At 59.1% G+C, this 20,046-nt stretch carries 18 protein-coding genes; 10 read left to right on the forward strand and 8 right to left on the reverse strand.

Going from position 1 to position 20,046, the window contains the following annotated elements:
* Nucleotides 1-59 precede the first annotated feature (59 nt).
* From GAL_RS08815 to GAL_RS08840, 6 genes are all read right to left on the reverse strand, one after another.
* Nucleotides 60-1,382, reverse strand: coding sequence for a branched-chain amino acid ABC transporter permease (locus tag GAL_RS08815; RefSeq protein ID WP_024097239.1), 1,323 nt, complete (start codon nt 1,380-1,382; stop codon nt 60-62).
* Nucleotides 1,379-2,389, reverse strand: coding sequence for a branched-chain amino acid ABC transporter permease (locus GAL_RS08820; protein WP_024097240.1), 1,011 nt, complete (start codon nt 2,387-2,389; stop codon nt 1,379-1,381). The genes GAL_RS08815 and GAL_RS08820 overlap by 4 nt, the downstream gene beginning before the upstream one ends.
* Nucleotides 2,389-2,661 carry a hypothetical protein gene (locus GAL_RS08825; protein ID WP_040104026.1) on the reverse strand — a complete coding sequence of 91 codons (273 nt, stop codon included), beginning with the start codon at nt 2,659-2,661 and terminating at the stop codon, nt 2,389-2,391. Before GAL_RS08825 ends, GAL_RS08820 begins: the two co-directional genes overlap by 1 nt.
* Nucleotides 2,662-2,877: 216 nt before the next feature.
* Nucleotides 2,878-3,708, reverse strand: coding sequence for an ABC transporter ATP-binding protein (locus GAL_RS08830; protein ID WP_024097242.1), 831 nt, complete (start codon nt 3,706-3,708; stop codon nt 2,878-2,880).
* Nucleotides 3,705-4,493 carry an ABC transporter ATP-binding protein gene (locus GAL_RS08835; RefSeq protein WP_024097243.1) on the reverse strand — a complete coding sequence of 263 codons (789 nt, stop codon included), beginning with the start codon at nt 4,491-4,493 and terminating at the stop codon, nt 3,705-3,707. Before GAL_RS08835 ends, GAL_RS08830 begins: the two co-directional genes overlap by 4 nt.
* A gap of 99 nt (nt 4,494-4,592) precedes the next feature.
* Nucleotides 4,593-5,786 (reverse strand): ABC transporter substrate-binding protein, encoded by a 1,194-nt coding sequence (locus GAL_RS08840; protein WP_024097244.1) that lies wholly within the window; start codon nt 5,784-5,786, stop codon nt 4,593-4,595.
* A gap of 480 nt (nt 5,787-6,266) precedes the next feature.
* Here GAL_RS08840 and GAL_RS08845 point away from each other — a divergent pair, with 480 nt between their 5' ends.
* Nucleotides 6,267-7,370 (forward strand): PQQ-dependent sugar dehydrogenase, encoded by a 1,104-nt coding sequence (locus GAL_RS08845; protein WP_040104027.1) that lies wholly within the window; start codon nt 6,267-6,269, stop codon nt 7,368-7,370.
* A gap of 31 nt (nt 7,371-7,401) precedes the next feature.
* Here the strand turns inward: GAL_RS08845 and GAL_RS08850 are convergent, their stop codons facing one another.
* Nucleotides 7,402-8,406: a GlxA family transcriptional regulator gene (locus GAL_RS08850; RefSeq protein ID WP_024097246.1), complete on the reverse strand. Its 1,005-nt coding sequence runs from the start codon at nt 8,404-8,406 to the stop codon at nt 7,402-7,404.
* A gap of 180 nt (nt 8,407-8,586) precedes the next feature.
* On the opposite strand from GAL_RS08850, the gene GAL_RS08855 reads away from it, so the two are divergent.
* Nucleotides 8,587-9,957, forward strand: a complete 1,371-nt coding sequence (locus tag GAL_RS08855) for a class II 3-deoxy-7-phosphoheptulonate synthase (protein WP_024097247.1) — start codon at nt 8,587-8,589, stop codon at nt 9,955-9,957.
* Nucleotides 9,958-10,251: 294 nt separating this feature from the next.
* Here GAL_RS08855 and GAL_RS08860 read toward each other — a convergent pair whose 3' ends face one another.
* Nucleotides 10,252-11,121 (reverse strand): PAS domain-containing protein, encoded by an 870-nt coding sequence (locus GAL_RS08860; RefSeq protein WP_024097248.1) that lies wholly within the window; start codon nt 11,119-11,121, stop codon nt 10,252-10,254.
* A 245-nt stretch (nt 11,122-11,366) separates the two neighbouring features.
* Between GAL_RS08860 and GAL_RS08865 the strand changes: the two genes are divergently transcribed.
* The 8 genes from GAL_RS08865 to pstA all read left to right on the forward strand — a co-directional run bounded on the left by GAL_RS08865 (nt 11,367) and on the right by pstA (nt 20,046).
* On the forward strand, nt 11,367-12,263 hold the full coding sequence (locus GAL_RS08865; RefSeq protein ID WP_024097249.1) for a YicC/YloC family endoribonuclease: 897 nt from the start codon (nt 11,367-11,369) through the stop codon (nt 12,261-12,263).
* A 41-nt stretch (nt 12,264-12,304) separates the two neighbouring features.
* Nucleotides 12,305-12,946, forward strand: coding sequence for a guanylate kinase (gene gmk, locus GAL_RS08870; protein ID WP_024097250.1), 642 nt, complete (start codon nt 12,305-12,307; stop codon nt 12,944-12,946).
* Nucleotides 12,943-13,464, forward strand: a complete 522-nt coding sequence (locus GAL_RS08875; RefSeq protein WP_024097251.1) for a gamma carbonic anhydrase family protein — start codon at nt 12,943-12,945, stop codon at nt 13,462-13,464. Before gmk ends, GAL_RS08875 begins: the two co-directional genes overlap by 4 nt.
* Before the next feature lie 27 nt (nt 13,465-13,491).
* Nucleotides 13,492-14,649 (forward strand): trans-sulfuration enzyme family protein, encoded by a 1,158-nt coding sequence (locus tag GAL_RS08880; protein WP_040104028.1) that lies wholly within the window; start codon nt 13,492-13,494, stop codon nt 14,647-14,649.
* 49 nt (nt 14,650-14,698) lie between these two features.
* Nucleotides 14,699-15,739 (forward strand): sensor histidine kinase, encoded by a 1,041-nt coding sequence (locus GAL_RS08885; protein WP_024097253.1) that lies wholly within the window; start codon nt 14,699-14,701, stop codon nt 15,737-15,739.
* A 259-nt stretch (nt 15,740-15,998) separates the two neighbouring features.
* Nucleotides 15,999-17,054: a substrate-binding domain-containing protein gene (locus GAL_RS08890; RefSeq protein WP_024097254.1), complete on the forward strand. Its 1,056-nt coding sequence runs from the start codon at nt 15,999-16,001 to the stop codon at nt 17,052-17,054.
* A gap of 143 nt (nt 17,055-17,197) precedes the next feature.
* Entirely contained in the window at nt 17,198-18,676 is a 1,479-nt protein-coding gene (gene pstC, locus GAL_RS08895; RefSeq protein WP_024097255.1) for a phosphate ABC transporter permease subunit PstC, read from the forward strand.
* Nucleotides 18,676-20,046 carry a phosphate ABC transporter permease PstA gene (gene pstA / locus GAL_RS08900; protein ID WP_024097256.1) on the forward strand — a complete coding sequence of 457 codons (1,371 nt, stop codon included), beginning with the start codon at nt 18,676-18,678 and terminating at the stop codon, nt 20,044-20,046. Before pstC ends, pstA begins: the two co-directional genes overlap by 1 nt.

The following is a 20,046-nucleotide window of genomic DNA, read 5'->3' on the forward strand; positions in this document are numbered from 1 at the left end:
CGGGCGGCGTTCTGGTTTTCTCAAGGCCCGATTGTCAGACCCGCTACGCATCTTCGGCGTTACCGTTCCGGGATCAGTCCACGTGGGCTGAACCGCAAGACCAGCAACAGGATCAGACCCATGGTCAGCAAACGCATATGCGACGCGCTTTCCAGCAGATGCGCCTTAAGCGCGCTGGTGTCCGCCATGCCAGCCGTCAGGGTCTCGATCAGCAGGATGCCCATCGGCTCCACCTTGATCCAGAGGAACCAGATCAGCAGGCCACCCAGCACCGCGCCAAAGTTGTTGCCGGACCCGCCAACAATCACCATCACCCAGATCAGGAAGGTAAAGCGCAAGGGGTTGTAGGTGCCCGGCGTCAGCTGGCTGTCCAGCGTAGTCATCATCGCCCCGGCAATACCGCAGATCGCAGAGCCGAGAATGAAGATCTGAAGATGGCGGCGGGTTACATCCTTGCCCATTGCTTCGGCGGCCACTTCATTGTCGCGGATGGCGCGCATCATTCGGCCCCATGGGCTCTTCAGCGCCATCTGCGCCATCCATAGCAGCGCCAGCAGGACAACAGTGAACAGCAGAGAATAGCCCAGCTTCACATAAAGCGTGGAGGCCAGAACCGGATCCAGGCCATAGTCCGCTGCCTTGGCAACAAAACCGGCGTCGTTCTGCAAATCGACCTCATAGGGCAGGGGCCGGGGCAGGCCGACAACGTTCTTCACGCCGCGCGACAGCCAGTCCTCGTTCTTCAGAACCGAAATGATGATCTCCGCAATCCCCAGCGTCGCAATCGCCAGATAATCCGAGCGCAGACCCAGCGCCGTCTTGCCGATCAGCCAGGCCACGCCAGCGGCCAGCAGGCCACCTGCGGGCCATGCCAACAGCACCGGTAGGCCAAGCCCGCCGAGGTTCCCTTCAAGCGCGGGATTGATCGCTTCGACACCCGCAACCGCCGGATCGAAAATCGCGCGGTAGACCACAAAGCCAAGGATCAGCACCGCCAGCAGCACCGCAATACGCAGCTTGCTAGCAGGCACCATCCGCATGGTGGCAACCGCCGCAACCAGTGTCATCGCCCCCATGGCCAGCGCCATGATTATCCCAACGCCGCCCTGGCTCCAGGCGCCCGGTGTTGGTGCTGTGGATACCAGCACAACTGCCAGACCACCCAGCGCGACAAACCCCATGATGCCAACGTTGAACAGGCCGGCAAAGCCCCACTGAAGGTTGACGCCAATCGCCATGATGGCGGACACCAATCCCATATTGAGGATCACCAGAGCCGAGTTCCAAGACCCGGAGAAGAAGAGGAAGTTGGTGCCGCCCTCAAGCAGGATCAGCACACCAACAAACAGAAACAGCAGGGATGTTTTGACTGTCTCGCTCATACCACTTTTCCTTTGAAAAGGCCCGTGGGCTTGAACAGAAGCACGACCACAAGGATCGCAAAGGACACGGCAAATTTGTAATCCGTGCTCAGAAGCTGGACGAGGCCATCGGGTTTCATCGTCTCAGGCAGGACATAGGTCAGCACCTTTTTCCACGCATAGGTGATTGTCACCTCGGAAAAGGCGATGATGAACCCGCCGGCAATGGCGCCAACGGGGCTGCCCAGACCGCCCACAATCGCCGCCGCAAAAATCGGCAGCAACAGCTGGAAGTAGGTGAAGGGTTTGAAGGATTTGTCCAAACCATACAGCACACCCGCAATGGTCGCGAGGGTCGCAACGATCAGCCAAGTGTACATCACCACACGCTCCGGGTTGATGCCGGACAGCAACGCCAGATCCTCATTATCGGAATAGGCGCGCATCGACTTACCGGTGCGGGTTTTGTTCAGGAACCAGAACAGCAGCGCCACAACCACAACCGCAGTGATCACGGTGATGCCTTGGGTCGTCTTGATCGCCAGCCCTTCACGCAACCCGGTCAGAGCCTTGAAATCCCGTGCGGAAATGATGAACCGCTCGCCATCGGAAAACCGCTGATCCCCCGGCCCGATGATAAATCGCACAAGGCCGTTCATCATGAACATCACGCCAAGGGAGACCATGACAAAGATCACTGGCTTGGCCTTCTGCGCGCGATAAAACCGATAGACGGTGCGATCGGTGACCAGCATCAGCAGCATACATGCCGCAATGCCAAGCGGAAGCGCCAGCAGCGCGGTCGGTAGGGGACCAAAGCTGATGCCCATCGACTGGAACCACCAGGTCACCAGAATGGTGATCATGGTGCCAAAGGCCATGGTGTCACCATGGGCGAAGTTCGAAAACCGCAGTACTGAATAGATCAGTGTCACGCCAAGCGCACCAAGCGCAAGCTGGCTGCCATAGGCGATTGCCGGAACCCCGACAAAATTGGTAAGCGCCACAAGGGCGTTGAGGAAGTCCATTATTTGTCCTCTTGGCAGGTGCCAGTATATTTCACTTGCGAGGGATACCCCGTGGCGCTTCGCTCATCCAGTGAGACATTGTTGCCGGTCATCAGCAGCATCCAGCTGTCGATAGATGTGTCCGCAGGCGGAACTTTCGCAAACATCACGGACGAAGCAAGCCCCACAAACGGAGCAACCGACACGAACTCTTCCGAGTCTCCTTGTGTCCAGGTAAATCGAGCCATGCCGGCACTCGCTTCTTGTGAGAGCATTGCCAGGGTGATTTTCATGTCAATGGGCTCGGCCGGACATCTTTGAACTGTCTTGCAATCAGCGGCATCGTTGGTGGTGCATTCCTGAACGGAAATACACTCAGGTTCCAGGTAACAGCTGAGAGTCGTCTCACCTTGGTCAGAGAGAGCTGCAACAGGGCTAACCGCAATACAAATAGCGAGAACCACACTACGGTTCGTTGCGGCCGTTTTTTTTAACAGAGGCATGTTCTGTCACCCTCCCAGGAAGGATTTGCGCACTTCGGGATCGGCGAGCAGCTCCTGACCGGTGCCGGTATAGGCATTGCGCCCCTGCACCAGCACATAGCCTTTGTCTGCGATCTCAAGCGCTTGTTTGGCGTTTTGTTCAACCATCAGGATCGGCAGCCCGGTACGGGCAACCTCGATAATGCGGTCAAACAACTCATCCATCACGATGGGTGACACACCTGCGGTCGGCTCATCCAGCATCAAAACCTTCGGCTTGGTCATCAGCGCGCGGCCCACGGCCACCTGTTGGCGCTGGCCACCGGACAGTTCACCAGCCGGCTGATTGCGTTTCTCACGCAGGATCGGGAACAGCTCATAGACCTGCTCCATCGTGTCACAGAAATCATCCGTGCGGATGAAGGCGCCCATTTCCAGGTTTTCCTCGACCGTCATCGAGGTGAAGATATTGCTGGTCTGGGGGACAAACCCCATGCCCTTGACCACCCGGTCCTGCGGGGTGAGCTGGGTGATATCTTCACCGTCCAGACGGACAGCGCCAGACCGCACATCCAGCATGCCAAACACCGCTTTCATCGCGGTCGATTTGCCGGCACCGTTGGGCCCCACGATTACTGCGATCTCGCCCTTGTCGACCGCAATCGTGCAGTCGTGCAGGATGTCCGGACCCTTGCCGTAGCCGCCAGTCATGGTGTCGCCAATCAGGAACGGGCCGCCATCGACCTTCGTTGTTGGCCCACTTTTGCTATGCGCTGGTTGCATTGTCCCGGCGCCATGCGGGTTGGTGATCGATGCGTCACGATTGCCATGATCGTTCTGGTAGGGGTTGTCGCTCATGCGCCCGCCTCCAGTTTGTCTTTGTTTTTCAGCCCGGTACCGAGGTAGGCTTCGATCACCTGCTCATTCGCCTTGATCTCGTCCAGAGTGCCCTCGGCCAGTTTCTTGCCTTCAGCCATGCAGATCACCGGATCGCAGAGGCGGCCGATGAATTCCATGTCATGTTCGATCACGACGAAGGTATAGCCGCGCTCCTCGTTGAGGCGCTTGATCGCATCGGCAATGGTATAAAGCAGGGTGCGGTTCACACCGGCACCGACCTCATCCAGAAACACGATCTTGGCGTCCACCATCATGGTACGCCCCAGTTCCAAAAGCTTCTTCTGGCCGCCTGAAACCTGCCCGGCTTTCAGATCCGCGATATGGCTGATGGTCAGGAACTCCAGCACCTCATCCGCCTTGGCCCGCAGCGCGCGTTCCTCGTCAGCGATGCGTTTGCGGCCAAACCAGGTGTTCCACAGGCTTTCCCCCGACTGGGCGCCCGGCACCATCATCAGGTTCTCGCGGCAGGTCATCGAGGCAAACTCATGCGCAATCTGGAACGTGCGCAGCAGTCCTTTATGGAACAGCTCATGCGGCGGCAGGCCGGTGATATCTTCACCATCCATTGTCACCCGTCCAGAGGTGGGTGGCAGAACGCCGGCGATCACATTGAAAAGAGTGGTTTTTCCAGCACCGTTCGGGCCGATCAAACCGGTTATGGAGCCCTTTGCGATTTCCAGCGATGCGCCATCAACCGCATGGAACCCGCCGAAGTGCTTGTGCAAGTCCTCGACGACGATCATGTCATTTTATCCCCCACCGCCTTTTTGACGGCTTTTGAATTTGGAACAGCCCGGGCGGAACCCGGGCTGATCATCTTGGTTTGATCCGGTGTTAAGGGATCAGCGGAATTTCACGGTAGCGTTGGCGCCGTCCTTGACTTCGATTTCACGGTAGGAACCTGCGCTCTCACCCGGGCCAATCAGTTCCACGCCGGTGGCACCCTCATAGTCGATGTCGCCGCCATTCGCGAGGATCTCAAGCGCCTTGCCCAGCTCACCGGGGTTGATTTTCTCACCGGGGGCATTGGCTACCTCAAGGATCTTGGAGCCATAGTCGGCCGGATCTTTGGAGTTTGCCGCCTGCATCGCCAGCATGAACAGCGCTGCTGCATCATAGCTTTCGGGCGCATAAGCGGATGTACCATCGAAACCGGCTTCCTTTGCCATCTCGGCAAAGATCGCAGCGCCTTCGCTGTCGGAGCCTGCAATCTGGCCGAAGGAGCCGTCAAGATCCGAACCGATGTTCTTGGGCAGGGAGTCACCGATCATGCCGCCGGGCAGACCAAAGGTGTCATACGCGCCAGAGTCGAGCGAGGCCTGAATGATTCCCAGACCGCCCTGGTCCAGATAACCAGCCACAACCAGAATATCGCCACCCGCGGAAGCCAGTGCTGCAACCTCTGCGGAGTAGTCGCCTTTGCCATCTTCATGCGCGGTCACGATGGTGACTTCACCACCGACACCCTCGAAGGAGGACTTGATCGCATCGGCCAGACCCTTGCCATAGTCGTTGTTGGTATAGGTCAGAGCGATGGAGTTGATGCCACGCTCTTGCAGGATTTCTGCCATCACTTGACCTTCGCGCGCATCCGAGGGCGAGGTGCGGAAGAACAGATCATTGTCTTCCATTGTGGACAGACCCGGCGAGGTCGCGGACGGCGAGATCATCACCATGCCATTTGGCACAGCAACGTTTTGCAGGATCGCGCCGGTGACGCCGGAGCAGTCACCACCAACGATGCCGTTCACACCATCTGCGACCAGTTTTTCACCGTTGGCGGTGGACAGGCCGTTGTCGATGCAACCGGTGTCAGCACGTACCGAAACGACGGTCGCCGCGTCGAGCAGCTTGCCGGATTTGGTAACCTCTTCCATCGCCAGTTCAGCGCCAGCGCCCATGGCAGGGGCCAGGGATTCAATCGGACCGGTAAAGCCGAGAAGCACACCCAGCTTCACTTCCTTGGCGTGGCCACCCGCAAACGCGGTGCCAGCAGTCAGGGCAGCGGCCGCTGTGGCCATCATCAGTTTTTTCATTTTTGAAACTCCCATTTGTTGGAACTTATTTGTTCAAATCGGACCCTAGGCAAGCACGCCAAAAAAGGAAAGGCCTCTAGCGCCAACACTCGGCAGGTTTTTTGTGTGTTCGGTGACAATAGAATGTTCCCAGCCACATAGGCGGTACAGCGGCTGCGCAGTGCTGTTTGATAGGGCATCAGCCCAGTTTCAGTGATGTCGCAAGTACCTGCGTCAGCGTCGTTTTCCACGCTTGGGCCGCCCGAAATTGGGCCGACTGCAAATCCGTGCTAGTCTTTGTTAGGGCGCCCATTATCAGAATAGCAAGGGCGCGTGCCCGATGGTTTAAACGAGAGGCGACTGAAGATGATAAGGCCCGCTATTCGAATAATCCAAATCTGTCATTCATATTTATATCCCGGGCGGCCTTCTCCAGTCAGGCTGGAGCGTCCATCAATTGCGCTTACCGCACGCAGAGTGCCCAGTTGCGCTGCGGGCGGCATGTCGTGGCTTGCCAAGCTCACCTCTGGTACGGCAGTTCTACTGATGCTTGCAGCAGGGGCATCAGCGGAGGCGCTCAGCAGCAGTCAGGGCGCGCTGCGCATCGAGAAGATGGCGCAAGGACTGGATATTCCTTGGGCTTTTGACTTTCTGCCAGATGGTTCGGTGCTGATCACGGAGCGGGCAGGCAATCTTCTCCTCCTAAGCGACGGCCGCTTAACGCGGATCAAGGGAACCCCGAAGGTGACCGATCAGGGGCAGGGGGGATTGCTTGATGTGATGGTGCCCAGAACCTTCGCCAAAACTCGGCGGATCTATCTCACTTATGCAAAACGGGTTGGTCGCGGTTCCGCCACTGCGGTGGCCACCGGCCAACTGGCCCGGCGCAACACGCAATTGCAGGGGCTGCGGGATATCTTTGTCGCCGCGCCAGCCGCCAGCAGTGGTCGGCATTTTGGATCGCGACTGGCCGATGGGCCCGATGGGCATATCTATGTCACCCTTGGCGATCGCGGTGACCGTCAATCGGCGCAGGTTTTGGCATCACATCAGGGCAGTATTCTGCGGCTAACACCCGAAGGCTCCGTGCCACGCAGCAATCCCCTAATCAAACGCCGCGGCGCCCAACCCGAGATCTGGTCGTATGGACACCGCAATCCGCAGGGCTTGACCTTTGCCGCCGATGGCAGCCTTTGGTCGGTCGAACACGGCGCCCGTGGCGGCGATGAGGTCAACCGTGTCGAAAAGGGAGCCAATTACGGCTGGCCGATTATTTCATACGGGCGTCATTATTCCGGGCTGAAAATCGGCGAAGGCACCGAGAAACCCGGTTTGAAACAGCCAGAGCATTACTGGGACCCTTCAATCGCGCCCTCCAATCTGCTGGTCTACTCCGGCAAGATGTGGCCAGATTGGCGCGGCGACGTCTTCGTTGGTTCGCTCAAATTCGACTACATCGCGCGCCTGTCCGGCGCCCCGCTGAAAGAGGTCGAGCAGATCAAAGGTGAGCAAACTGGCCGTATCCGCGACCTGCGCGAGGCACCGGACGGCAGTATCTGGTTTGCCTCGGAAACCGATGGCGCGATTTACCGCCTGTCACGCTGATAGTCGGCGCCGCGCTAGACACATGGGAGGATCACATGGCAGGCGGTGCTGACTTGCTACCCCGCTCGCGGTATGGCGTAGTATCATAGTGGGCACGATAGCATTTTGAAAAATGCGACGGTGAGGCAAATCCGCAGGCAAGTGCCACGTTGATCACACTCATATCGGTCTGCATCAGCAGGTTGCGTGCCTTTTGCAACCGCAGCTCCATGTAATACCGCTTCGGTGAGCGGTTCAGGTAGCGACGGAACAGCCGCTCAAGCTGACGCGTCGACATGCCCACATTCTGCGCCAGAATCGATGGGCTGATCGGCTCCTCAATATTGGCCTCCATCATCTGGATCACCATGGAGAGTTTGGGGTGCCGCACACCGATCCGCGTGGGAATCGACAGACGCTGCGTGTCTTGATCGGTGCGAATCGACGAATAGATCAGCTGGTCCGCGACGGAATTGGCGATATCCTCCCCATGATCGCTGGCAATCAGCTTCAGCATTAGATCGATGGAGGAGGTCCCGCCCGCCGTGGACATCCGATTGCCATCAATGACAAACACCGACTTCGTCAGCTCAACCTCATCGAATTCCTCATTGAAACTATCGGCATTTTCCCAGTGAATCGTCGCCCGCTTGCCATCCAGCAATCCCGCGCGCGCCAGAGAGTAAGAGGCGGTACACAGCCCCCCGATCTTCAACCCCTTGCGGGCCTCGCGGCGCAGCCAGGACAACAGCTTTTTCGTGGTGGCCTCCTGCACCGAAATGCCGGAACACAACAGAATTGTGTCATCGCGCTGCAACTCCACCAGATCATCATCAACCTGAAAGGAGGTTCCTGCCGAACAACTCACCGTGCGACCTCCCTCAGCCAGCAAAGTCCAGGTGTAGACTTCACGCCCCATCATCCGGTTCGCGATCCGCAGGCATTCCAGCGCGGAGGCAAACGACAGCATGGAAAAACTATCCAGCAAAACAAAGGCGTAGCGCCGGGTGTGAGGGCCAGTGGCCGGGCTTGTCGTGGGCTTGCTTTGCGTCCGCATGGCCAGCGTCCTTATTCAAAATCTCTGTTTTTCGCAAAGCCGGTTTTTGCGAAATTCGGGCACCGTGTTCACAGCTTCGCGGTGTCGTCAAGACTTTGCAAATCTAAACTGGTCAGCGCGGGTGCGATTTCGTATAGATGTCCTTCTTTAACCTAAGACCTCTTATGCGGAGACACAGCTATGAGTGAGTGGCAAAAATCGACCTGGCGCCAGAAACCGCGGGTGCAAATGCCAGAATATACCAACGCCGACGCGCTGTCGGCTGTTGAGGCTCAGCTGTCGAAGTATCCGCCCTTGGTATTTGCGGGTGAGGCACGACGGCTGAAACAGCACCTTGGCGCTGCGGGCCGGGGTGAGGCGTTCCTGCTGCAAGGCGGCGATTGCGCCGAGAGCTTTGATCAATTCAGCGCCGACGCGATCCGCGATACCTTCAAGGTGATGCTGCAGATGGCGATGGTGCTGACCTATGGCGCCAAGGTGCCGGTTATCAAAGTGGGCCGCATGGCGGGCCAGTTCGCCAAGCCGCGCAGTGCCCCCACGGAAACCGTGAACGGTGTGGAACTGCCCAGCTACCGCGGCGATATCATCAACGATCTGGCTTTCACCGAAGCATCGCGCGTGCCTGATCCGCAGCGCATGTTGCAGGCCTATACCCAGGCCGCCGCAACCGTGAACCTGATCCGGGCCTTTTCGACCGGCGGCTATGCGGATGTGAACCAGGTCCACGCATGGACCCTGGGCTTCACCGAGGGCGAGAAGGCCGAAAGCTACCGTGAAATGGCGAATCGGATCACCGATACGCTCGACTTCATGAAGGCCGCGGGCATCAACAATGACACCGCCCACACCTTGCAGTCGGTGGAATTCTACACCAGCCACGAAGGTCTGCTGTTGGAGTATGAAGAGGCGCTGACCCGTCTGGATTCCACCTCCGGCAAATGGCTGGCCGGTTCCGGCCACATGCTGTGGATTGGCGACCGCACCCGTCAGCCTGACGGCGCCCATGTTGAATTCTGTAGCGGCGTTCAGAATCCGATTGGCCTGAAATGTGGCCCGACCACCACCGCCGAAGATCTGAAGGTGCTGATGGCCAAGCTGAACCCCGAAAACGAAGAGGGGCGTCTGACCCTGATCGCGCGGTTCGGTGCAGGCAAGGCCGGTGAACACCTGCCGCGCTTGATCAAGGCGGTTCAGGAGGAGGGCGCCAAGGTAACTTGGGTCTGCGACCCGATGCATGGCAACACCATCAAATCCTCCTCTGGCTACAAGACCCGGCCGTTTGAAAGCGTGCTGCGTGAGGTCCGCGACTTCTTTGCGATCCACACCGCAGAGGGCACAATCCCGGGCGGCGTGCATTTCGAGATGACCGGTCAGGATGTCACTGAATGCACCGGCGGCGTGCGCGCCGTGACCGATGAGGATCTGAGCGATCGCTACCATACCGCCTGCGATCCACGCCTGAACGCCAGCCAGTCCTTGGAACTGGCCTTCCTGGTGGCTGAAGAAGTGTCTCAGCTGCGTGCCCGCACCTCTGAGCGTCAGGCAGGATGATCCTGTAGCTGGCGACAGTCAACGACACAGATCGCCAGTATATGGCGACTATCCCTCATCCCAGTTCGGGGTGAGGGATTTTTTACTTTCAATCACTTACTTCATATACCTCATCTTCACCGCAAGCGTTGGGTGAGATCCAGCAGGCAAAACCAAGGGCGATTCACGGGGCGATTACAGCTCCCCCACAAAACGGGAAACGCCCCGGACTTTCTGTCGCGGGGCGATCGCTTTCTAGCTATGTCCAGTAGCGCGAAAGGAATTCGGAATAAATGTGCTTGGTGCGGACGGACCTCAGTCCTTGCTGACAACCAAACGCAGGTGGCCGCCGCGTTTCTTGGTCTTTTCCTCGGCCTGCTCTGCCGCAGGCGCTGCCGGTGTCTCAGTCGACATCTGCCGACTGCGCTCGATTAGGGCGCGGGCCTCGGTCATAACAGTAGATTCACGTTCAAACCGCGCCTGAGTTTCGGCAAAGCCGGGGTTCGGCGTGTTAACGTCCTTCGCTGCCGGTGCAGGTGTCGGGATCGGGGCCGCAGGTTTCGCGGGTGCAGTCTGATCTGCCACGCGCGGCTTCGCCTTGAAGGGCGCATTGCCGGTCGGGCTGACCTGACGGATCTGCGTTTCTGTCACCGAGAACCGCTGCGAGGTCCCTGTCGGGTTGCCTTCGGAGATGAAGACCCCAAGCGCCCGGCTGACATCGCCCAGATCACTGCGTAGCGGCAGCAGCAACATGCGCGCCTCGCGGGCACCGCGCAGGCGATTGTTCTCGGTCTGCAAGGTCAGCTCGATGATGGCAGGGGTGTCGAACATGGTCTCCAGTGCCGCGCTGACCTGCTTGCGGGCTGCCGGGGTGAAGAAAGCGGTGATGGGCATGCCGCGCACTTCCATACCCGCCATTTCATTAACCCGCTGACCAGCCAGACGGAAACGGGCGATGCCGGGAGCGATACGCTCCAGAATGAAGGTCTGGGGCAGGATGTTTTCCAGCCCGCGCGGATCGATCTGCGACCGGCTGGGAATATCGTCGCCACGGCGCAGAGCGGTCCAATAGGCCTCCGCCTGTCGCATGGGCGACAGCGATCCCGCTGCGCGGAAGCGATCCATTGCCACAACCTTGGTTTGACCTTCGGTCTGATTGTTATCTTTGCGGCCGCCAAAAAACATCGCTGTCATCCTCGCTGGATCCGGCTGGGTCATGCGCCAAGCTAAAGTTGGTTGCCTAACGATTAATGCCGAATTGGTTATCCTGAAGTTAACATGCCACAATCTTATTCAATTTTGGACTATTTCTTTAATCAATGGTTAACACTTTAGGATAGGTCTCCGCGCTTATGGACTTGTCCGCTGGCCGTTTGTAAACCTGTGGCGAGGCGAAACAGCGCCTTCAGTGCTCCGGGAGGCCGCAGACAATGACCATCCATTCCATGACGGGCTTTGCCGCAGGGCAGGGCAGCATAGGGGCGCATAGCTGGTCGTGCGAATTGCGCTCGGTAAATGCCAAGGGGCTGGACCTTCGCTTGCGCATCCCCGACTGGCTGGACGGGCTTGAAACCAACCTGCGCGGGCAATTGAGCAAGGCGCTGTCGCGCGGCAATGTCTCCATGACACTGCGGATCAACCGCAGCGAGGAGGCTGCCGCCGCCCTTCAGATCAACCAAGGGGCCCTGGCAACGCTGCTGACAGCCGTGGCTGAGGTGGAACGACAGGCCGCTGCTGCGGGGATCACCTTGGCTCAGACCTCTGCCACGGATCTTCTGACGCAACGGGGCGTGCTGGAGCAGGCCAGCGGCAGCGACGACCCCGCGCCCATCGTGGCGGCGCTCAGCACTGATTTCGCCGCAATCCTGTCCGACTTCGTTAACATGCGCGCCAGCGAAGGGGCCGCGTTGAAGGCCGTGCTGCTGGATCAGCTCGAACAAATCAGCACCCTGCGCGAGGAAGCCGCGCGCCGCGCAGAGGCCCGCAAACCGGACGTCGCCGCAACCCTGCGCAGCAATCTGGCGTGGGTGCTGGAGAACAGTGAAGGTGTGGATGAAACGCGGCTGGCACAGGAACTGGCACTTCTAGCGGTGAAAGCGGATGTCACCGAGGAGCTGGATCGTCTGACCGCCCATGTTGCAGCTGCGCGGGAATTGCTGTCCAAGGGTGGCGCCGTCGGGCGCAAATTGGATTTTCTGATGCAGGAATTCAACCGAGAGGCCAATACGCTCTGCGCCAAGGCGCAAAACAGCGACCTGACAGCGGTTGGGCTTGAGCTGAAAGCGGTGATCGACCAGATGCGCGAGCAGGTTCAGAACATCGAATAGAAACCAGAATAACAACAAATATAATATAAGGAGAGCATGCCATGGCAGATCGGCGCGGCCTGTTGATTATCCTTTCTTCGCCCTCTGGGGCCGGGAAATCCACATTGGCGAAACGGTTGCGGTCCTGGGATCCCAGCATTGAATTTTCCGTCTCTGCCACCACGCGCAACCCGCGCCCCGGCGAGACGGATGGGCAGGATTACCATTTCATCACCACTGACGCCTTCAAGACCGCCGTGAGTGAAGGCAATATGCTGGAACACGCCCATGTCTTCGGCAATTTCTATGGCTCCCCCAAAGGGCCGGTGAAGGCGGCGATTGATGGCGGGCGCGACGTGCTATTCGATATCGACTGGCAGGGCGCACAGCAGATCCGCAACTCAGACCTGGGTCAGCACACGCTGTCGATCTTCCTTCTGCCGCCCTCGATCGGAGAGTTGCGCCGCCGACTGGAGACCCGCGCACAGGATGATGCCGCGACGATCACCCGCCGAATGGAGAAAAGCTGGGATGAGATCAGCCACTGGGGCAGCTATGATCATGTGCTGATCAATGATGATCTGGATGCCACCGAACTGCAGCTGAAGACCATCATCACCGCGACCCGTCTGCGCCGCATCCAGCAGCCCCATCTGGTGGATCATGTGCGCGGTCTGCAAAGCGAATTTGAGGAGCTGTCATGACCCTTTATGCCCTTGGTGACAAAACCCCTGAACTCCACGCCGATACATGGGTTGCGCCGGATGCCAATCTCATCGGCCTTGTGGTGCTGGAGGAGGGGGCTTCGGTCTGGTTCGGCAGCACCATCCGTGCGGATCACGAGGAGATCCGCATCGGGCGTGGTTCAAACGTGCAGGAAAACTGCGTCATGCATATTGATGCAGGCTATCCGCTCACCATTGGCGAGAATTGCACCATCGGCCACAAGGTTATGCTGCATGGCTGCACCATCGGCGACAACTCCCTGATCGGGATGGGGGCCACGGTGCTGAACGGGGCCAAGATCGGTAAGAACTGCCTGATCGGTGCGGGCGCTCTGATCACAGAGAATAAAGACATCCCAGATAACTCTCTGGTCATGGGCGCACCCGGCAAAATCGTGCGTGATGTGGATGAGGCGCTGGTTCAATCCCTGCGCCAAAGCGCCGAACACTATCAAGAAAACATGCGTCGTTTTCGCGACGAACTGACAGAGGTCTGACACGTGAGAAATTCCAAAGGGTCGCTGATGCGGCCAGATCCCTTGCCCTTCAGCGCGAGCCATCCAGTGGTGACACCGCTCAGCCCTTCGGTTGTCTATGCCAGCGAAACGCCAGATGCGCTGGATGACCAGTATGAGGGTCGGGTGCATGGCTACACCTACTCGCGCGAAGGGCACCCAAATGCCGACGTGGTTGCCAAGCGGCTTGATGCGATGGAAGGCATGCCCGGCGGGGTCGTGACCGGCTCTGGCATGGCGGCGGTTTCGGCTGTACTGTTAGGGCTGCTGAAAACCGGCGATCACGTGATTGGTGGCAATCAACTGTATGGCCGCTCCATGCGCTTGATGGCCGAGGATCTGCCACGTCTGGGCATTGCAACAACGCTGGCCGATCCCGGCGATGTGGCTGCAGTTGAGGCCGCGATCCGCCCCGAAACCAAGATGATCCTGGTCGAGGCCGTCTCAAACCCGACGCTGGCCGTGGCCGATATCGACGGGCTGGCGCAGCTCTGCAAGGATCGCGATATCCTGTTGGTGGTCGACAACACCTTCACCACGCCACGGGGCTTTCGCCCCTTTGATCATGGCGCGGATATCGTCATCCATTCCATTACCAAGCTTTTGGCAGGGCATTCCGATGTGATGCTGGGCTATGTCGTGGCCAAGGATCCTGAGATCAACACGCGTCTCAGCATCTATGTGGTGACCACCGGGATGACCCCCAGCCCGTTTGATTGCTGGCTGGCAGAACGCGGCATGTTGTCGTTTGAGCTGCGGTTTGAGCGCGCGCAGGCCACCGCGGTGATGCTGGCTGATCATCTGGCCGGACTACCCGGGGTGAAGCGGGTGATCTACCCGACCCGCAAGGACCATCCCGACCACGACCGCGCAATGGCGCTGTTGGACGGGAAAGGATGCAATATGGTCAGCTTTGAGCTGGAAGGCGGGCGCGCTGCGGCCAATGCCTTCACCCGTGGGGCCGATGGGCTGAACTTTGCCCCGACACTTGGGGATGTGGGCACCACGCTGTCACATCCCGCTTCCTCCTCACACCGTGCCCTCAGCGCGGAAGATCGCGCCAAACTTGGGTTGAGCGAAGGGTTCTTCCGGATCTCGGTCGGGCTTGAGGATCCGGACACACTCTGCGCTGTCTTCACCGAAGCGGTCGCGGCTGCCACGTCATAGTTACAATCGGTTTGTAACACGGCCGGCACAGCAACAAGGCGAGGGGCAAATGACGCAGGATCTGATTGACGGTTTCATGGAGGCCATCCCCTTGCCAGCGGTACTGGTTGATCAAAGCGAAAGGTTCATCGCCGCAAATGCGGCGGCGACCACTCTGCTGGGCAATAATCTGGTCGGGCGTCATTTCGCCACCATCCTGCGCCAGCCCAATGTGGCGACTGCGATTGAGCGCTGTCTTTATGAACGCAGCGCCAAAACCGCGCGTCACCTGTCCAACGACGGCGCACAGGACACCACATTTGAGGTCGCCTTGCGTTATATTCCCGGCATTGGCGCGGTAAATGGTGGGGCGGCGCTGATCAGCCTCACCGATATCACAGAACGCGAGCAGGCCAGCCAGATGAGGCGTGATTTTGTCGCCAACGTCAGCCATGAGTTGCGCACGCCGCTGACAGCCCTCATGGGGTTCATCGAAACGCTGCGTGGCCCTGCACGTGACGATGCCGCAGCACGGGACAGATTTCTGCAGATCATGCAGGATGAGGCCAATCGCATGAACCGCTTGGTCGGCGATCTCTTGTCGCTGAACCGGGTCGAGAGCGAAGAGCGTGTGCGCCCGCGCGCGCAGCTGGATCTGGGCGCACATCTGGCCTCTACGCTGAAGTCGCTGGAACCGGTGGCCGAGGCTGCGGATGTAGACCTCACACTGGAAATCCCGGAGGAGCCGACGCTGGTGACCGGCGATCCGGATCAGCTGCAGCAGGTCTTCACCAATCTTGTTGAGAATGCCATCAAATATGGTGGCGATCAGGTCACGCTGCGGCTCAGAACCCGCGACCGCGACCCCGCCGTACGTGCCGCCGCCGTCCGGGTTGAGGTGATCGACAATGGCGCAGGGATTGATCCCGTGCATCTGCCCCGGCTTACGGAACGGTTCTACCGCGTCGATACGCACAGATCGCGTGAGCAGGGCGGCACAGGGCTGGGGCTGGCGATCGTCAAACATATCATCAACCGCCATCGTGGCCGGATGCGGGTGGAAAGCGCTGCTGGGACGGGCACGGTGTTCACCGTGATCCTGCCGCGCTGATACGCCGATGAGATTTGGCGCGCTGTATGTGACGACAAGCTGTATGTGACAACAAACTGAGCGCGCGCTGCAAAGTTTGTCGCGAAACGTTAAGAAAACACGCCGCCGCCCAGCTGATTTGTCACAAAAAACGGGGCAACAACCGGGTTTGTCATACAGCTGTTACATAGCCGTCACAAAAGGCACATGCGCCGCCCTTAGGTGAGGGCGCAAGATCATCACGGGATGATCCGGAAAATTGACACCCAAGGAGACACAGATGTCCTTTGTGAAACTCACCGCTTCCGCCCTGGCCATTTCGGCTGTTTCTGCGACTGCTGCGGCAGCGCGCGATCAGGTTCAGGTGGCCGGTTCTTCGACCGTTCTGCCCTATGCCTCAATCGTGGCCGAAGCCTTTGGCGAGAACTTCGACTTCCCGACACCGGTCGTTGAATCCGGTGGCTCCTCTGCCGGTCTTAAGCGGTTCTGCGAAGGTGTGGGTGAAAACACCATCGACGTCGCCAACGCATCGCGCCGCATCAAGGAAAAGGAAATCAAAGCCTGCGCCGAAAACGGCGTGACTGACATCATCGAAGTCCAGATCGGCTATGATGGCATCGTGTTCGCCAATGACATCAAGGGCAACGCCTTTGAATACACACCGACCGACTGGTTCCTGGCCCTGTCCGACGAAATCCTGGTTGATGGCAAAATGGCTGCCAACCCGAACAAGACCTGGGCCGATGTGAACAGCGCGTTTCCGGCACAAGATATCCAGGCCTTCATCCCCGGTACCAAGCACGGCACCCGCGAAGTGTTCGAAGACAAGGTGATCCTGGCAGGCTGCGAAGCCACCGGCGCATTTGAGCACCTGCTGGAACACGCCGAAGGCGACAGCGACAAAGCCAAGAAGAAAGCCGCAGAGAAAGCCTGTATCTCCCTGCGCACTGACGGCAAATCTGTCGACATCGACGGCGATTATACCGAGACCCTCGCCCGCATTGAGAGCAACAAGGACGGCATCGGCGTCTTCGGTCTGGCGTTCTACGAGAACAACACCGACAAGCTGCAGGTTGCGACCATGTCCGGCGTTGTGCCCACCACCGAAAGCATCGCCGAAGGTGAATACCCGGTATCGCGCCCGCTGTTCTTCTATGTGAAGAAAGCCCATATCGGCGTGATCCCTGGCCTCAAAGAATATGCTGAATTCTTCGTCGCAGACGAAGTGGCCGGCCCCGATGGCCCGCTGGCAGAATACGGTCTGGTTGCCGACCCCGAGTTGACCAAGACCCAGGCTGTGGTCTCCGAAGAAGAGGTCATCGGCGGCAACTCCTGATCGCCCGGCCAAAATGACACTGCGGGCCGGGGCATATGAAATTGCCCCGGCCCAATTTATGACCACCCAAGACCCCCTTTGCAATCCGGCATGGTCGGCTCTTGCAGAACCGGATCTCTGATCACACTCAAACGGAGTAGCTGATGCCGACAGTTTGGCTCGTGATTGCCCTTCTTGCCCTCTCCGGGCTGGGCTTTGTGCTGGGGCGCAAGCGCGCGCTTGCCTCGGCAGGAGGGAACGCCAAGGCGTTGCACTCGCTGCCCGCTTACTACGGTCACAACGTGGCCTTCAGCGCGCTGGTGCCGTCATTGGCGGTGCTCGCCATCTGGTCGCTGGCCCAACCGATGGTCATTGAAAACCGGGTTTCTGCAATGATCCCGGCAGAGCTGGTGCCGGAGAACTCCACGCTTGGCCTTGTGATGAGCGACGTGCGCCGTCTTGCCGAAGGGCTCGATCAGGCGGTAGAGCAGGGGGTTCTTTCCCCAGCAGACGCCCGCAACCTCGACAGTGGTGAAACCGATATTCGCGCCCGTCTGGGCGAGATTGGCGTTGCACTTGGCTCCGAGGTGCGCCCGGAGGTGCTGAACGCGGCGCAGAGTTATCGCAGCCTTTCCAACAAGGGTCAGATCATCATGTCGGTGATTGTCGGCCTCTTGGCGATGGTTGGATTTGCCTGGGCTTATGGCCGCACGCATAAGGATTTCCGCGCCCGTAATGTGGTGGAACAGGGGATCATGGCACTGCTCATTCTGGCAGCCAGTCTCGCGATCCTCACCACCGTTGGCATCGTCTTCTCGATGCTGTTTGAAAGCATCAACTTCTTCGGGCTGCACGCCTGGAGCGATTTCTTCTTTGGCACCACATGGGCGCCGAACTTCCGCGGGGACAGCGATCTGTCGATCCTGCCACTGCTGTGGGGGACGCTCTATATCTCAGCCATCGCGTTGCTGGTTGCGGTGCCAGTCGGGCTTTTTGCCGCGATCTACCTCTCTGAATACGCCAGCGGTACAACCCGCGCCTTTGCCAAACCGCTCCTGGAAATCCTCGCCGGGATCCCGACCATTGTTTACGGTCTCTTTGCGCTGCTGACGGTTGGCCCGCTGTTGGTGAAAGTCTTCGGTCAGGGTGAAGACGGCGTCTTGGGAGTTGAATGGATGAGCGGCGCCACCTCAGTCCTGACGGCTGGACTGGTGATGGGCATCATGCTGATCCCCTTTGTGTCATCGCTGTCCGATGACATCATCAACGCGGTGCCACAGTCGATGCGCGATGGTTCACTCGGACTGGGAGCCACCAAATCCGAAACCATCCGTCAGGTGGTGATGCCCGCAGCGCTGCCGGGTATCGTGGGCGCTGTGCTGCTGGCCGCCTCGCGCGCCATTGGTGAGACGATGATTGTGGTGATGGGGGCAGGGGCCATTGCCAAATTCTCTGCCAATCCACTGGAATCGATGACAACGATCACCACACGGATCGTCAGCCAGCTGACCGGCGACACCGACTTTGCCAGCCCCGAGACGCTGGTTGCCTTTGCCCTTGGTCTGACGCTGTTTGTCCTGACCCTCGGGCTTAATGTCCTGGCGCTTTATATCGTGCGCAAATACCGGGAGCAGTACGACTAATGACCGATATCAGCCAAAACACCCCGGGTCCGAACGCCGCCAGATCCGGCGCCCGGCACGCAGGTTCGCTGCTGCAACAATCGGATCGCACGCGCAAACGCAATGCCGCCGAGCGCCGGTTTCGTGGCTACGGTATTGCCGCCATTACGGTTGGCCTTTTGATGCTCGCTGTGCTGGTCTTCACCATTGTGAGCCGGGGCACCGGTGCGTTTCAGCAGACCTTCATCACGCTTGAAGTGGAGCTTCTGGAAAGCAAGCTGGACAAATCCGGCACCCGCGACCTTGAGGCGATCAAGAAGGTGACCACATTCGGCTATGCGCCGCTGATCAAAAACGCGGTGCAGGCGAAGGTTGCGGAGCTGGGGATCGAAACAGATCTGAAGGCCAAGGCGATGGCAGGCATCCTGTCAAAGAACGCCGCCGCGCAGCTGCGGGCCTATGTACTGGAGAACCCGGATCAGATTGGGGAGACAGTAACCTTCCGCTTCCTCGCCTCCAGCCGGGTAGACGGCTACCTGAAGGGCCGGGTGACTCGCGACAGTATCGCCAATGACAAGAACATCTCACCTGACCAGCTGGATCTGGTGGATGCACTGGTTGCGGCGGGCGTCGCGGCGAAGACGTTCAACCTGGACTTCATCACCGGCGCCGATGCATCGGATGCGCGCCCGGAAGCTGCGGGCATGGGCGTCTCGATGATGGGATCGCTCTTCATGATGCTGGTGGTACTGGCGCTGGCGCTGCCCATCGGTGTTGCCGCCTCGATCTATCTCGAGGAATTTGCCCCGAAGAACTGGCTCACTGATGTGATCGAGGTGAATATCTCCAATCTCGCCGCAGTCCCTTCCATCGTGTTTGGTATCCTTGGCCTTGCGGTGTTCATCAACTACATGCACCTACCGATGTCGGCGCCGCTGGTGGGCGGGCTGGTGCTGACGCTGATGACCCTGCCGACAGTGATCATCTCTACCCGCGCCTCGCTCAAATCCGTGCCGCCATCGATCCGCGATGCCGCACTCGGGGTCGGGGCCTCGCGGATGCAGGCGGTGTTTCACCATGTGCTGCCACTGGCCGCGCCTGGCATCCTGACCGGCACCATCATCGGACTGGCGCAGGCATTGGGGGAGACCGCACCGCTGTTGCTGATCGGCATGGTTGGCTTCATCGCCTCCAACGCGCCGGACACCCTGGCTGATGGCCTCCTGGCACCGAACTCAGCCATGCCCGCACAGATCTACGAATGGGCCAAACGTGCCGATCCGGCATTTTACGAACGCGCCTGGGGCGGTATCATCATCTTGTTGATCTTCCTCGTCACCATGAACACAGTGGCCGTGATCCTGCGCCGCCGCTTTGAACGCCGCTGGTAA

This window comes from Phaeobacter gallaeciensis DSM 26640 (genome assembly GCF_000511385.1).
Taxonomy (GTDB): Bacteria; Pseudomonadota; Alphaproteobacteria; order Rhodobacterales; family Rhodobacteraceae; genus Phaeobacter; species Phaeobacter gallaeciensis.